The 14,642-nt window shown below is 58.4% G+C and carries 9 protein-coding genes and 1 pseudogene; 5 read left to right on the top strand and 5 right to left on the bottom strand.

Annotated elements, in window-relative coordinates:
• A pseudogene (locus CLV88_RS12890) lies at positions 1–517 on the top strand (hypothetical protein); the annotation flags it as partial.
• Positions 518–559: 42 nt separating this feature from the next.
• Here CLV88_RS12890 and bhcR read toward each other — a convergent pair.
• A complete protein-coding gene (gene bhcR, locus CLV88_RS12885; protein ID WP_106608827.1) occupies positions 560–1,369 on the bottom strand; it encodes an HTH-type transcriptional regulator BhcR in 810 nt (269 codons plus the stop codon).
• A gap of 274 nt (positions 1,370–1,643) precedes the next feature.
• On the opposite strand from bhcR, the gene CLV88_RS12880 reads away from it, so the two are divergent.
• Genes CLV88_RS12880 through fdhF form a run of 3 tightly spaced genes read left to right on the top strand, consistent with a single transcriptional unit; the run spans position 1,644 to position 6,521 of the window.
• Positions 1,644–3,335, top strand: coding sequence for an NAD(P)H-dependent oxidoreductase subunit E (locus CLV88_RS12880; protein ID WP_106608811.1), 1,692 nt, complete (start codon positions 1,644–1,646; stop codon positions 3,333–3,335).
• A gap of 2 nt (positions 3,336–3,337) precedes the next feature.
• A complete protein-coding gene (locus tag CLV88_RS12875) occupies positions 3,338–3,718 on the top strand; it encodes a VOC family protein (RefSeq protein ID WP_243403661.1) in 381 nt (126 codons plus the stop codon).
• Between the two features lie 10 nt (positions 3,719–3,728).
• Positions 3,729–6,521, top strand: a complete 2,793-nt coding sequence (gene fdhF / locus CLV88_RS12870; protein WP_106608810.1) for a formate dehydrogenase subunit alpha — start codon at positions 3,729–3,731, stop codon at positions 6,519–6,521.
• Positions 6,522–6,607: 86 nt separating this feature from the next.
• On the opposite strand, the gene CLV88_RS12865 is transcribed toward fdhF, so the two are convergent.
• Complete coding sequence (locus tag CLV88_RS12865; protein ID WP_106608809.1) at positions 6,608–7,435, bottom strand: SDR family NAD(P)-dependent oxidoreductase; 828 nt, start codon at positions 7,433–7,435, stop codon at positions 6,608–6,610.
• A 162-nt stretch (positions 7,436–7,597) separates the two neighbouring features.
• On the opposite strand from CLV88_RS12865, the gene CLV88_RS12860 reads away from it, so the two are divergent.
• Positions 7,598–8,431 (top strand): GNAT family N-acetyltransferase, encoded by an 834-nt coding sequence (locus CLV88_RS12860; RefSeq protein ID WP_106608808.1) that lies wholly within the window; start codon positions 7,598–7,600, stop codon positions 8,429–8,431.
• A 68-nt stretch (positions 8,432–8,499) separates the two neighbouring features.
• On the opposite strand, the gene CLV88_RS12855 is transcribed toward CLV88_RS12860, so the two are convergent.
• The 3 genes from CLV88_RS12855 to CLV88_RS12845 are packed head-to-tail and all read right to left on the bottom strand — an operon-like array spanning position 8,500 to position 14,641.
• On the bottom strand, positions 8,500–11,490 hold the full coding sequence (locus tag CLV88_RS12855; RefSeq protein ID WP_106608807.1) for a CHAT domain-containing tetratricopeptide repeat protein: 2,991 nt from the start codon (positions 11,488–11,490) through the stop codon (positions 8,500–8,502).
• Positions 11,491–11,501: 11 nt separating this feature from the next.
• Complete coding sequence (locus tag CLV88_RS12850; protein WP_133169963.1) at positions 11,502–12,983, bottom strand: hypothetical protein; 1,482 nt, start codon at positions 12,981–12,983, stop codon at positions 11,502–11,504.
• Positions 12,983–14,641, bottom strand: coding sequence for a CHAT domain-containing protein (locus CLV88_RS12845; protein ID WP_106608805.1), 1,659 nt, complete (start codon positions 14,639–14,641; stop codon positions 12,983–12,985). Before CLV88_RS12845 ends, CLV88_RS12850 begins: the two co-directional genes overlap by 1 nt.
• Position 14,642 lies beyond the last annotated feature (1 nt).

Genomic DNA, 14,642 nt, shown 5'->3' with positions numbered 1-14,642 from the left:
CGAATATCGAAAGGGCCAAAGTGGACGACTTTTACGCCGCCCGCGACGGCACAACGCCGACGCTACCGTGGACGAGTATTGCTCCGCCGTTCACATCAAGGCTTGGGTTGATGGCATTGAGCCATTGCTTGCGGAGCAGATTGATGTCGCCACCGCGGTGGTCCGCACGATGGAGCCTTTCCGGACCTTTATGTCCGCCCGGGTCGATCCAGATACCTATCAGGCAATGGCGGCACTACGCCCTGAAATTCCCGAGGCGACGCCGGTGCCCAGCTCGCCACTTTCGGTTCTCGTTCCCAGCTTTATGCTCTCAGAAATCGCACGAGCATTTCAGATTGGATTTCTAGTTTTCCTGCCATTCCTGATCATAGATCTCGTGGTCGCTGCTGTTTTGATGTCGATGGGCATGATGATGGTCCCTCCGGCAGTCGTGTCCTTGCCTTTCAAATTGTCCTTCTTCGTGGTCGCAGATGGATGGAGCTTGGTCGCAAGCAGTCTTGTTCGGAGTTATTTTTGAGCGGCGCAAACCAGGCAGGAATGCGCGAAGATCTGTGTTTGATCAAGGTGCGCCCAAGGAGCTGGAAAGGTTTTCCCCTACGGTTTTGACGAGTGTCCCGAATTCTTTGACCACAGATGGCTTCATTCGGTGGGACGGCCCGGAAATGGAAACTCCGGCAACTGTGTCTCCATTCAAATCCCTGATTGGTGCCGCTATACACCTCATACCCTCGGTGCGTTCCTCGTCATCGAGGGCAAACCCCCGATCTCGGCTGATTTGCAAGTCCGCGCACAGTGCGTCAAGGTCACTCATCGTGTTGCGGGTAAAAGCCTCCAAAGATGAACGCTTTAGCAACTCGCGAACGCTCTCCTCGGACATGGCGCTCAAAAGCGCTTTGCCAATACCAGAAGCATGAATGGCCGAGATCGTGCCTGGCGGAAAAAAAGCTCGGATAGAGTGATGTGTTTCGACTTGGCTTATGAAAATCACGTTTGCCCCAGTTCGAATACCCAGATTGGCCGTTTCGCCGGTCGTTTCCATTAAGCTGCGCATGGCTGGACGGGCACGTTCCACCAAGCTGGTTCGTCTGAGAAATGAAGAACCAATACGAAATGTCGCAGGCCCAATTGCCCAAACTTGTGACAATCCTTCGGTCTCAACTAACCCGCGGGCCTCGAATGTTGTTAAGACCCGGTAAATGGTGGCAGGTGACTGCTCCATTGAGGTGGAAATTTCGGTGAGCGTCTGGCTGCCATGCTGGGCCAAATGCTCCAACACATCGATCGCGCGATCCAGAGATTGAATCGTGTTTTGCGCCTGTTTGCTGTGAAACGATTTGGGACGGCCGCGTTGGCGTGGAGGGGAGCTCATCATTGTATCCGATTGCGAAAATGTTGCGGGCTAACATTGTTTAAAAAATCTTTTCGATCAATGAAAAAATAAGGACGTGCTGAGCTCGCTGCGGGATTCTGGTATGCGGGCAATTCTCGTCATTTCAGAGGATCAGCAATTTGGAAGGAACTTTCATAAGTGTGTTCGATAAACTTAAGTTATTGAACCTTCAGCGATCTGTATTTGACGTTTGGGTTTCCTGATGTAAGGGCTGAAGTCATCAAGGCACTTTTCTTGCATTGGAGATCGCGAGATGGCACCGCTGGACGACCAGAAGGGCATTTGGAAAAAAAAGGGCACCGGCAAGAGCCGTCGGACCCCTAAAGGACGCCAATTTACTGACGAGGCGCTCGCGGACATTCAGGCGTTATTGGGCGATCGGCCGCGCCGCCGTGATCTGTTGATCGAGTTTTTGCACTTGGTTCAGGATGCTCATGGCCACCTGAGTGCGGCCCATATTTCCGCTTTGGCTGCCGAGATGAAGCTGGCGCAGGCAGAAATCTACGAAGTTGCGACCTTCTATGCCCATTTCGATGTGGTCGGTGAAGGTGAAACACCGCCGCCAGAATTAACCATTCGCGTATGCGATTCTCTGTCCTGCGAGATGGCTGGCGCGGAACAACTCCAAAAGGCGCTGGAGGACGGGCTTGACCCGGAACAGGTGCGTGTTGTGCGTGCGCCATGCATGGGCCGCTGCGATATGGCACCGGTGCTTGAATTGGGCCATAACCACATCGACCATGCTACACCTGAAAAGGTAGCAGCGGCGATTGCCACGGGCGATACTCACGCGCATGTCCCCGACTACGATGCGCTGGCCAGCTATCAGGCTGATGGCGGATACGGCAAGCTGGCCGAATTGCGCGCAGATGGTAATTGGGAAACGGTTCAGGAAACCGTGCTCTCCAGTGGTCTGCGTGGTCTTGGCGGCGCGGGATTCCCGTCGGGCAAGAAATGGGGCTTTGTTCGCATGAACGAAGGCCCGCGTTACCTTGCTGTGAATGGCGACGAGGGCGAGCCGGGCACATTCAAAGACCGCTACTTTCTTGAACGCACACCGCATTTGTTCCTTGAGGGGATGCTGATTGCCGCTTGGGCGGTCGAGGCCGAAACGTGCTTTATCTACCTGCGCGACGAATATCCGGCCGCACGAGAGATTCTGGAAACCGAGATTGCGTCACTCGAAGCAGCGGGCATCGTGGAGCCGGGATATATTGATCTACGCCGCGGTGCGGGGGCCTATATCTGCGGCGAAGAAAGCGCCATGATAGAGTCGATCGAAGGCAAGCGCGGCTTGCCGCGCCACCGTCCGCCGTTTGTAGCGCAGGTTGGCGTCTTCAACCGCCCGACACTGGTGCACAACATTGAAACACTGCTCTGGGTAACGCGCATTCTGCGTGAAGGGCCCGAGGTTCTGTCATCGATCGAAAAGAACGGGCGCAAAGGCTTGCGGAGCTATTCAGTATCTGGCCGGGTGAACAATCCAGGCGTTCATATGCTACCCGCCGGTTCGACTATCACCGATATCATCGACGCGTGTGGCGGCATGATTGAGGGGCACACATTCAAGGCATACCAACCGGGCGGTCCATCTTCTGGTCTCCTGCCAGCTTCAATGCATGATGTCCCATTGGATTTTGACACTCTGCAACCACACGGCACCTTTATCGGCTCGGCGGCAGTTGTTGTTCTATCGGATCAGGACAGCGCACGCGACGCGGCGTTGAACATGCTGAAGTTCTTCGAAGACGAAAGCTGTGGCCAATGCACCCCCTGTCGGGCTGGTTGTGAAAAGGCCGTCAAGCTGATGCAGGCGGATCAGTGGGATCAACCATTGCTTGAAGATCTGTGCCAAGTCATGGGCGATGCCTCGATTTGTGGTCTTGGGCAAGCGGCTCCAAATCCGATCCGTCTGGTCATGAAGCACTTTGGCGAGGAGATCTGACAATGGCAAAGATGGACCTTGGCGCGTTCTCGGTTAGCCTTGCAGTCAAAGACCTCTCCGCGTCGCGCGCGTTTTACGAAACGCTTGGTTTTGAGGCAATGGGCGGCGACCCTGAACAGAACTGGCTGATCATGAAGAACGGCACACACGTCATTGGGCTGTTTCAGGGGATGTTCGACAGCAATATCCTGACGTTCAACCCTGGTTGGGACCAGAACGCCCAGCCCACCGAAAAATTCACAGATATTCGCGCGTTGCAGGCTCAGCTAAAATCAGCAGGTGTCAACCTGACCAGCGAAGCGGATGAGGCCGGATCCGGTCCGGCAAGCCTGATGTTGTCCGACCCGGACGGCAACACCATCCTCATTGATCAACACCGCTAGGAGCCCAGCCATGTTAGATTCCAGCGCCGCCAACACCGTCACCTTCAACCTGAATGGCGAAGATGTCACCGTGCCCGAGGGCACCTCAATCTGGGATGCAGCCAACGGCAAGGGCTTTGTGATCCCGCATCTCTGCCACAAACCCGCCAAGGGCTATACGCCCGATGGCAACTGTCGTGCCTGCATGGTCGAAGTCGAAGGCGAGCGCGCATTGGTCGCTAGCTGCATTCGCCCCGCCACCGAAGGCATGGTCGTGAAATCCGAAAGTGACCGCGCCAAAAAAGCGCGCGCCATGGTCACAGAACTGTTGGTTGCAGACCAGCCCGAGGTTAAACACGACGCCAGCAGCCATTTCTGGGAAATGGCCGCGTTGAACGGCGTAGAAGAAAGCCGGTTCCCCGCGAAAGAGCCCGAGTTTGTCCCGTTGCTCGACAATTCTCATGTCGCCATGAGTGTCAATCTCGATGCTTGCATTCACTGCAACCTCTGCGTTCGTGCCTGCCGCGATGTTCAAGTCAACGATGTGATCGGCATGTCCGGGCGCGGCAGCACGGCCAAGATCGTGTTTGATCAGGACGACCCGATGGGTGCCTCTAGCTGCGTGGCGTGCGGTGAATGCGTTCAGGCCTGTCCAACTGGTGCATTGATGCCTGCGGCTGTGCTGGATGAAACCGGCGCAGGCGACAGCAAGGATTACGACCGCGAAGTCGACAGTGTCTGTCCCTATTGCGGTGTCGGTTGTCAGATCAAGTTCAAGATCAAGGACGACAAGATCAAGTATGTCGAAGGTATCGACGGCCCGGCCAATGAAAACCGGCTGTGCGTCAAGGGCCGTTTTGGCTTTGACTACATCAACCACCCGCACCGTTTGACCAAGCCTTTGATCCGGCGCGACGATGCGCCTGCCAAGGGGCTGAATGTCGATCCGGGCAATCTGATGACGCATTTCCGCGAAGCAAGCTGGGACGAGGCGCTCGACTTTGCCGCCGGTGGTTTGGCCAAACTGCGCGCGCAAAAGGGCAGCTATGTCGCTGGGTTCGGCTCGGCCAAATGCTCAAACGAAGAGGCGTATCTGTTCCAGAAACTGATCCGTCAGGGCTTTGGCCACAACAATGTCGATCACTGTACCCGCCTTTGTCACGCAAGCTCGGTGTCGGCGTTGATCGAAAACGTCGGCTCGGGCGCGGTGACGGCAACATTTAACGAGATCGAAAATGCGGATGTAGCCATTGTGATCGGGGCCAACCCGATTGAAAACCACCCCGTCGCGGCCACCTATTTCAAACAGTTCACCAAGCGCGGCGGCAAGCTGATCGTGATGGATCCACGCGGCGTTGGTCTGGGTCGGTTTGCCACCCATCGCCTGCAATTCGAGGCTGGCGGCGACGTGTCGATGCTGAACGCGTTCATGCATGTGATTGTCGAAGAAGGGCTCTATGACGCCGACTACATCGCGCAGTTCACCGAGAACTGGGAGGCGATGAAAGAACACCTCAAAGGCTACAGCCCCGAAGCGATGGCCGAGACCTGTGGTCTCGACCCAGAAGAGCTGCGTGCCGCTGCGCGGACCTTTGCCGCAGGCAAGGCGGGCATGATTTTTTGGGGGATGGGCGTCAGCCAGCACATTCACGGCACCGACAATGCGCGCTGCCTGATCGCTCTGGCGCTGATGACCGGCAACGTCGGCAAACCGGGCGCTGGCCTGCACCCGTTGCGGGGGCAGAACAACGTTCAGGGCGCGTCTGATGCAGGTCTTATCCCGATGTTCCTACCCGATTACCAAAGCGTGATGGACGACGGTGTGCGCTCGGCCTTTACCAAAGTGTGGGAGTCCGAAGACTTCAGCAATGAAAAGGGCCTGACCGTCGTCGAAATCATGCACGCCATCCATGATGACGCGATCAAAGGTATGTACATTCTGGGCGAAAACCCGGCCATGTCCGACCCAGATGTCGACCACGCCCGCGATGCGCTGGCCAAGCTGGAACACCTCGTGGTGCAGGATATCTTCCTGACGGAAACGGCGAACTATGCCGACGTGATCTTGCCGTCTTCGGCGTGGTACGAAAAATCGGGCACCGTGACCAATACCAACCGTCAGGTCCAGATGGGTCGCCCTGTGGCGCCTGCTCCGGGCGAGGCCAAGGAAGACTGGTGGATCGAGGTGGAATTGGCCAAGCGGCTGGGTCTTGATTGGACTTACACGCACCCCAAGGAAGTGTTTGCCGAGATGAAGCTCAACATGGGCTCGCTCAACAACATCACATGGGACCGTCTTGAGAAAACGGCCGTGACCTACCCGTCGCTGACCCCGGAAGACCCCGGTCAGGCGATCGTGTTTGGCGACGGTTTCCCCCGCGCCGAGGGACGTGCGCGCTTTGCGCCAGCTAAGGTGATTTCGCCCGACGAAACGCCTGATGCGGACTATCCCTTCGTTCTGATCACTGGACGTCAGCTGGAGCACTGGCACACTGGCTCGATGACGCGCCGCTCCAAGGTGCTCGATGCCGTCGAGCCGGAAGCGAACTGTTCGCTGCACCCCAAAACCCTGCGTCAGCTAGGCGTTGAACCGGGTGGGTATCTGCGTCTCAGCACGCGGCGTGGGTCGGTGACAGTGATGGCGCGGGCGGATCGGGCCGTGGCCGAGAACAACGTGTTCCTGCCATTTGCTTACGTCGAAGCGGCGGCCAACATTCTGACCAACGCAGCGCTTGACCCATATGGCAAGATCCCTGAATTCAAATTCTCGGCGGTCAAAGTTGAGAAGGCTGACGCTCCAAACAGCTCTGTCGCTGCCGAGTAAAAGACTATTAAACAATCAAAAGCCGCCCGAAGCTCTTTCGGGCGGCTTTTTCTATGCGTGGCAAATTGGGCGAAATAACCTCGGATTCAAAACCGCGCGCTGACCGCAACTATGGCGCGCGTGGGCAGGATACGTCGCAGGAACGCTGCCAGATAGGTTGCGGTTGTGACCATATATTTCGGCTTCGGATGACCTGCCTCTAATGCGCGAACCAGCTTGGCACTTACGGCAGACACGGGCAGCTCGAAACTGTCCTTGCTGTCCGAATGCATCCGCGGGATCAGGTCAGTTTCATACTTTGAACGCTGCGCCGATTTCTCCCAATCAATCCATTGCTCGAATCTGGGAATGCCGTTTTCGCGGAACTTGGTTGTGATCGGGCCCGGCTGAATCGAAACAACATGAATGTCCGTGTCCCTCAGCTCTAGCCGCATTGTATCACTCAACGCCTCTAGCGCGTGCTTGGTCGCGCTGTAGGGGCCACGCCAGCGGATCGTGGTGATGCCAAGTGTAGAGGAACATTGAATAATACGCCCCGACCCTTGCGCGCGCATTACGGGTAGAACAAGTCTGGTCAACTCGTGCCAGCCAAAAAAATTCGCCTCAAAAATCGCACGCAGCCCGTCTGTTGGAACATCCTCAACAGCGCCGCTGAGCGCGTGCGCGCCGTTGTTAAAAACCGCGTCCAATGTACCGCCCGTCGCCTCGATTACTTGGGCAAAGCCCGATTGAATACTGGCAGTGTCGGTATAATCGATGTGGACGCTTTCAAAGCCTTCGCTGCGCAGGCGCTCACAGTCCAACTCCTTGCGGCAACTGGCAAAAACACGCCAGCCTCGCTTTCTTAACACTCGCGCGGCGTCATAACCGATGCCGCTTGAGCAGCCGGTAATCAATATGGATTTGGGTGTCATCTGCACTCCGCCGTCGTTAAGATGCTCCAGTCATATTAAATTCCTGCGGTCCTTTCTACTCTTACGGGTGCCAATGCTCAGAACATTGCATATTTGCAGCGTTGACCGGGCGTCGTGCTGTCGTATGCTCTTTAAAAATATACGCTTTTAGAGGCTGACCCAATGAATGTGCAGTTTAGAAATGCAACCCGGACTGACCTTCGGCACATCTTGGGCTGGGCCGCTTCCGAGGGATGGAACCCCGGACAGGAGGATGCAGAAGCATTTTTTGCAGCCGACCCAGAGGGCTTCTTTGTGGCGGAAAGGGCGGGCGAGGTAATTGCTGCAATTTCCGTCGTGAACCATTCTGATCGGTTTTCGTTTCTCGGGCTCTATATCTGCACACCCGATTGCCGTGGGCAGGGTATCGGGTATTCCCTTTGGAAACATGCGCTTGAACATGCCGGGGGGCGCACGGTTGGTTTGGATGGTGTAGCCGAGCAAGAGGCGAATTATGCCAAGTCGGGCTTTGTCAGTACTGGTGCAACCATGCGGTATGAAGGCCGCTTGCAGGCGAAGGCAAGCCCAGCGGTGCGGCTGGCGACGCCGGCGGATGTAGACGCGCTTGCCGCCTTGGATGGCGCGGCCAATGGGGTGCACCGACCACTATTCTTGAACCGCTGGACAGCGCTGGAAGAGACGCGAAAAACAGTGGTTTTACAGGATAATAATAGGATCACGGGCTTCGCCACCATCCGTATTTGCGACGATGGCGCCAAGATTGGCCCAATCATTGCGCCAAATGTTGACGGCGCACTAATTCTGGCCCGCGCCGCGTTGGATATGATGCCGTCCGAGAGAGTGATTATCGACGTGCCGTCAAGCAATCAGCCTATGATCGACCGTCTGCTCAGCGCCGGGTTCGAGAGCGGATTTACCACTGCACGGATGTATCGCGGGCCTGCACCGACGGTAGGACCGGCGCTTCAGGCGATTGCCACGATGGAGCTGGGTTAGGCCCAAAAGGCAACGTCGGTATTGCGTCGGTATCACGTCAGTATCGCGTCGGTGCTGTTTTCGCCTTCTCAATCCGAGCCGACCACGACAAACGGCGCCCAAACCGACGGGTGGGCGTGGTCGGGTATGTCTCCGTTGTCGATCATCGATAGCATCGCACGGCGCAAATTCTGTGCCTTGGCAATGTCCGGTGTTTCGGCATGGGCGGTCAGCGCCTCAACCGTCAGCTGCGCCGCCGCATCGTCGCGCACTGGCCAATGCGACACCAACAAGGATTGCGCCCCAGCAAAGAGAAACGCGCTGGCCAGCCCCGACAGACCTTCGCCCCCCGGCGTCCCATCAGAGGCCGCAGTGTTACAGGCCGACAGCACCACCCAATCGGCAACCAGATCCAGCCGTGACGCCTCTGACGCGGTCAGCAATCCGTCATCTTCTGCATCCGGCTGATCCGGCGCGGTGAATGCCAGCGCAGGTTCGCTCAGCCCGGATAACTCACCCGCGACCAACCCGTGTGTGGCGAACACCGCGATCCGCGCGTCGCGCAAAGCGGCGGAGGATTTCACCGCCGCCTCGGTTGCGTCTGTGCCTAGTGCGAGCTGATCAACAGGTGTGTCCAAAGCTTTGGCCAAGCCAACGACCTCGCGCCGTGTACCGGGCAGGCGCGCCAGTCCCCGTACATTTTCGGCCACCGCCCCATTGCGCGTGAACAGCGCTGCCATGGACGGGGTTTCGGCCTCATCATTGCCCTGAAAATCCGGATCGGCAAACCCAGCCAACGTCACTGTAGCCGCGCGCGCCGGCTCCGAACCGCGCTGGGCCAAAAACGCTGCCGCAGAAGGAACGGTCGAAAACCCATAGCGCCGGATCAGCCATGGGGCCGCTTGAAACTCTTCCACGGTTGCGTCGTAGAGGTCGGTTGGGGTCTCGAGCAAAACGGCCAGCGGAACACCGGAAACCGGCCCCTCCTTGACCACGTAAACAGTCTCTGCGGCGGCTAAGTCATCCGCAACAGGCGCAACCAGCGCCTGATAAAGCGCATAGGCCGCGTCCCCGTCAAAGGCGGGCGCACCGTCGGCCGCAAAGTTATCATCCAGCGCCACCGCCCCGCGCGCCGGACCGTTGGGATCCAGATCAGCGCGCAATTGCCGGATCTGTGTCACCATTTCTCGTTCAGCCATCGCAGATTTCGCCCACGTCGCGGTGTCGCTTGTTATGGCAAAAACATATGTTTCGTCTGGCGTGGTAATCGGCATTAGAAATGCCTCGCCGGGCGCCAAACCTGCTTGTATCTGACTGACAGAAACGGTTTGTGGCTGGGTCAGTTGAGCAAATTCTGGGTAGTCACGGGCAAGCGCCGCGTCGGCCTCTGCGATTTGCGCCGACAGGGTGGCCATCTGGGTCTTGAGTGTTGCAATACGCGGATCGCCGGGTGGTGCCTTGGCCAAAAGGGCAAGGTAATGGGCATCCGTAGCGCGCCAGCGATTGACAAGATTTTGCTTGGCGCGCGCCAATTCGGCCAGTGCGCCGTCGCCAGAGGCAAACCGCGCCGCCACACGCTGGGCGACATGCGCCGCCTTGGAGGCCTGGGCCCATTGCGCCGCCTGAAAGGCCGCATCCATTCCCGCTTCGCGATTGGTTTCCCAATTCGCGACCACACTGGCCAGCACCTGCCTGCGCGTGTCACGCAGTTCTGATACGCCAGTGGTGTTTTCCGCCCCCATCTGCCAGCGATTGGCCAGAAAAGCCTGCATCCCCTGATCTGCGAGATCTGCGGCAATGTCGTTTTCACCTGCCCCCAAATGCAACCACGCCCGGTTAAACGTGGCCTTGGTCAGGTCAGGATGATCTGGCGGCAGAATGGCAGCGAGCGCCGATTGCGCCTCTGCCGCAAGGGCTGTGGCGGTGTCGAAATCCCCTGTCGCCGCATGTGCGGCCGAAAGGTTAAGCGCCGCCTTGGAAAAACGGTTCGCATCTCCGTTCTGGCGCTGAATCGCCACGGCTTTTTCCAACGCCTGTGTGGCCTCGGTTAGTTGGCCCCCTTGCAAAAGGGTCAGGCCCAGATTGGAAAAGGAAATGCCGGTTTTCAGATGTCCCGCCGGAAACACAGCTTGACGAATGCTGAGCGATTGGCGCTGAACGTCGAACGCAAAATGCAGATCACCTGTGGCGCGCAGGGTTTCCCCCAAACCATCAAGAATGGTGGCGCGGGTTTCGGTGGCCAGAACACCGGCCTTGACCAACATCGCGTCAGCCTGAAGAAACAGGGCCTGCGCCTCGGCAATGCGCCCCTGATCGCGCAGGATTGAAGCGAGATTGCCAAGCACAGTTGCCATGTCGCGAGTCGACCAATCAGGGGACGGGTCAAATGCGGTTTGTCGGTTCAATGCCTCGCGATAATAGGTCTCGGCCTGTTGCGGCTGACCGTTCAGCGAAGACAGCCGCCCCAGCGCGTTCAACAACCGCACACCATCGGTTTGCGGGATATCGGCCAGCATCGGCACGATCTGGTTAAGGATTGCGATACCTTCCTGAACATAGCCATCCTGCGCTGTGTAATAGGCGAGAACCGTGACATGTTTAATTAGCTCAGACTGGTCCGCGTCTGAACTGGAAAGCGTCAACTCGACCGCTTCCTGCATCAGAATGCGGGCCTCGGTATATTCGTTCAGGTCGCCAAGAATGGTGGCCAACAGCGCGCTGGAACTGATCACGACAAAGTCGACACCGCCATGATCAATGCGCAGTTGCAGCGCCCTGCGTGCATCTTCCTCGGCCTCTAACAAACGGCCCTGACCGGCAACAGCAGCGGCGATATTGTGCAGGGTTGAGGCCAGCGACAGCTCGTTTTCCGAAAGTTGAGAATTAAGCGCATAGACTTTGCGATAGGTCGCTTCGGCCTCGGCAAACCGGCCCGCATAGTATAGTTCACGCGCTTCGAGCGAGAGGGTGAATGCCTGTGTGACAATCTCGCCCTCGGCCTCGGTCAACTCGCGCGCCGCAACCGCGCCGGGGAGCCATAGCGTCAGCGCGAGGAGGGCAGAGAGGGCAAGTTGGCGCATGTGTTTTTCCGTCAGTCTGGGGGCATTTCGATCAGGCAGCCGTGATACGCCGTATCGTCCGGGCAGTAGACGATTGATTGGCCGGGGTGTTCTGCTGCGCTTGCCGCATTGTGGGCGGATCGCAGAAACAGTTCGAGCGTGTTCCGGCTGGCCCGCCGTCCTTGGGTCGCGGCAAACGCGGTATCTGCCTTGCGCGCCAGATCCGTCTGGCGCCAAATCAGCGCTTGGCGCGCGTATGAGAGGGTTTTGTCCGGCATCGTTCCATGTCGCAACACACGTGCAGCACTGTAGAGAACAAAGTCGCGGCCTGTCACGTGTAACGTTTCATAAGTTTCCAAAAGGCGGTCGGTCACACGCACGAATTCGGCCTGATCAAACGCTTCGCCAGCGATCAAATGGCCATAGGCCGTGACCATGGCGATATAGAATTCCGTGACCTGCGCATCGAGCTCAAGGTCAGCATCCTGCGCAATGACAAGTGCCTGCTCAAGCAGGGCCAATGCCTCGTCCACTTTTTCTTCGGCGGCCAGAATGCGTGCTTGGCGCTGCAAAAGCGCGTATCGTTGACGCGGCGACTCCACAAGGTCAAGCGCCGCCGCCAGCGCGGCGCGCTCCACATCTTCGCGGCCAAATTCGGTCGCCGCGCGGGCCAGCCCTTCCAGTATATCAAACCCAAAACGCGCCACATCAGAGCCTGGTCCGGCAGCGCCCCACCAATCGGGTGTGCCCGTCAACTGCCAAGGGGAGTTCGTGAGGTATCCAAGCGCCCGAAGATAAGCATTTGCGCTCTCTCGGTTGCGGCCCAGATCGAACAGCGCCTCGGCGGTCAGTTTTTCGGCCTCCGCGTTCACAGCGCGCAAATCCCCTTCGGGAAAGCTGGTATCCATCGGCAACAGGGCCGACCCGGCCAGCACCAGAACCCGTCCCGAGTTGCCAGCATCCTTGGCGGCATAAGCGGCGTCCATCGTTTCGCGCGCAATATCCAGCGCAGACCGGTTTGAAGCACTCAGCTGCCCCTCGGCCCATTTTTCAGCATCTGCGCGATAGCCTGCAATTGCGTCCTCATCAAACGTCAGCGCCAGCGTCGGGATCGCCAGCATCAGGGCGTCATGGGCATCGACAAAACGGCCCATATCCGCCAGCGCATAGGCGCGCGACGCCAGCAGCGTGGCCTGGAAATCTAACTGCGCCGGATTGCCCGCAATCAATGCCAAACCATCTTCGGCCACTTGCAGCGCATAGGCCGGGTTGTTGGCGCTCAGGCGCAGGTGATCAGCTAGCATCGCGTAAAAGATCGACAAGTCCGGATCAATGACACCCGACGCTTTGGTCATGCGTAGCATCTCGGCCAGATAGTTTCCGATTTCTTCCTCGCTGGCGCCTCGTTCGAACAGCCCCTCCAATTCGGCCATCGTTTCATCTAACGTAGTTTGCGCAGCGGCGGTCATGGTCAGTGTCAGACACGTGAATAGGGCGGCTAGGAATTTGGGCATCAGTACCCCCCGTGCCCAACCACGACAAACGGGGCCCAGGCCGCCGGATGGGCAAGGGTAGGGTCGCTTTCATCCATTAAAAGGGTCTGCATCGCCCGACGCAACGCTTCGGACTTGCGCCGCTCTCCGGGTGCGGTGCTGAGCGCTGTGAACATGTCCGTGGTCAACTGCGCGGCGGCATCGTCGCGCACCGGCCAATGTGACACCAAGAGCGAGCGCGCGCCGGCAAACAGAAAGGCACGAGCAAGCCCAGATAGCCCTTCGGCATCGGGCTGCCCGTCTCCGCCAGCGGTGTTACAGGCCGACAAAACCACCCAATTTGCACTGAACGACATGGCCGAAATCTCCGAGCTGGTCAGCAACCCGTCATTGCCCGGCGCAACGGCCTCGGGTGGGGTTAACACAAGCGCGGGTTCGGCAAGCCCGGTCAGATCGCCCGACAGCAACCCATGGGTGGCAAAGGCGATCACATCCGCCGTGCCCGTTGGCGCACTGCGCAACGTGGCCTCGTTGGCGTCCGCCCCCAGATGGATCGCCGATCGTTCACGCCCCAGTACATCCGCCAACAGGTGAATCTCGCGCCGCGTATTGGGCAAGGGTGCCAACGCTCGGATCGAATCGAGATCCGCGCTCCCCGAGCGGAAAAACTGGCCACCGGATGTGTTGGACAGCGCGCCGGAAAACACCGGGTCGCCAAACCCGAGAAAGGCAAGCTGATCGCCATCGGCCTTGGGTCTGTCTTGCGTCACAAGGGCGAGGCTCTCGACTGTGGGCAGCGTTGTCAGCGCAAAATGCCGGAACAGCCACGATGTGCGGCGCAGGGCCACCGGGTCGTCGTCTTCACCAACAAGATAGCGATCTGTCACCAACAGGCTGAAGGGCAAAGAGCTGAGCGCGCCGTCGGCCACGGTATAGACATGGCGAACTCCGTCCAGATGGCTTTCGACCGGGGCAATCAGCTCTCGATACAGCAACCAAGCCGTGCCCCGATCAAAGGCCGGGGTGGCCGGGCCGTCAAAATCGTCATCCATCGCCTCCGCGGCGCGCACGGTACTCGCGGCGTGCAGCGATTGGCGGATGGCAGTAACCGCCTCGTCCATCTGACGAGACCCAACCGAAATACGATGCCAGACGGCGCGTTCTTTGGTCACAAGCCAGACAAACGTGTCCCAATCGCCAGTGTAGACAAACAGCAGCGCCTCGTCCGGGTCGAGGTGGGATTGAGCGTTGGAAATCGACATCTGCGTGGGGCGTGCCAGCCTGTCAAATGCCGGGAAATCCTGCGACAACTCTGTATCCAAGGCTTCGATCTGGCGGTTAAGTTGTCCAATCTCGCCAGAGATGCGAATGAACTCGGCCCGCGCGCTGCCAGCATCATCGCCACCCAGCCGCGCCAATGTCGCCTCGGCGGCGGTGACTTTATCGGCCAAGAGCTGTCGGTCCTGCAAACGCCGTGCCAGCGCATCGTCGCCTGTAGCCAAACGCTGGCTGGTCTGGTGCAACGCGCTGCCTGCGGAAGAGGTAAACCCCCATTGCGCCGCCTGAAACGCTTCGTCCAACAAGGTTGCGCGTTCCGGCGAGGAAGATGCATCACTTTGACAGGCCAACCCGACCAGCGTTACCGCACAGGACAGGCATAACACCATACGGCACAGCATG

The sequence above is a fragment of the Shimia abyssi genome (assembly GCF_003014475.1).
GTDB lineage: Bacteria > Pseudomonadota > Alphaproteobacteria > Rhodobacterales > Rhodobacteraceae > Shimia > Shimia abyssi.
Note: the sequence above shows the minus strand (reverse complement) of the source record. Positions and strands in the feature narration are given on the sequence as shown.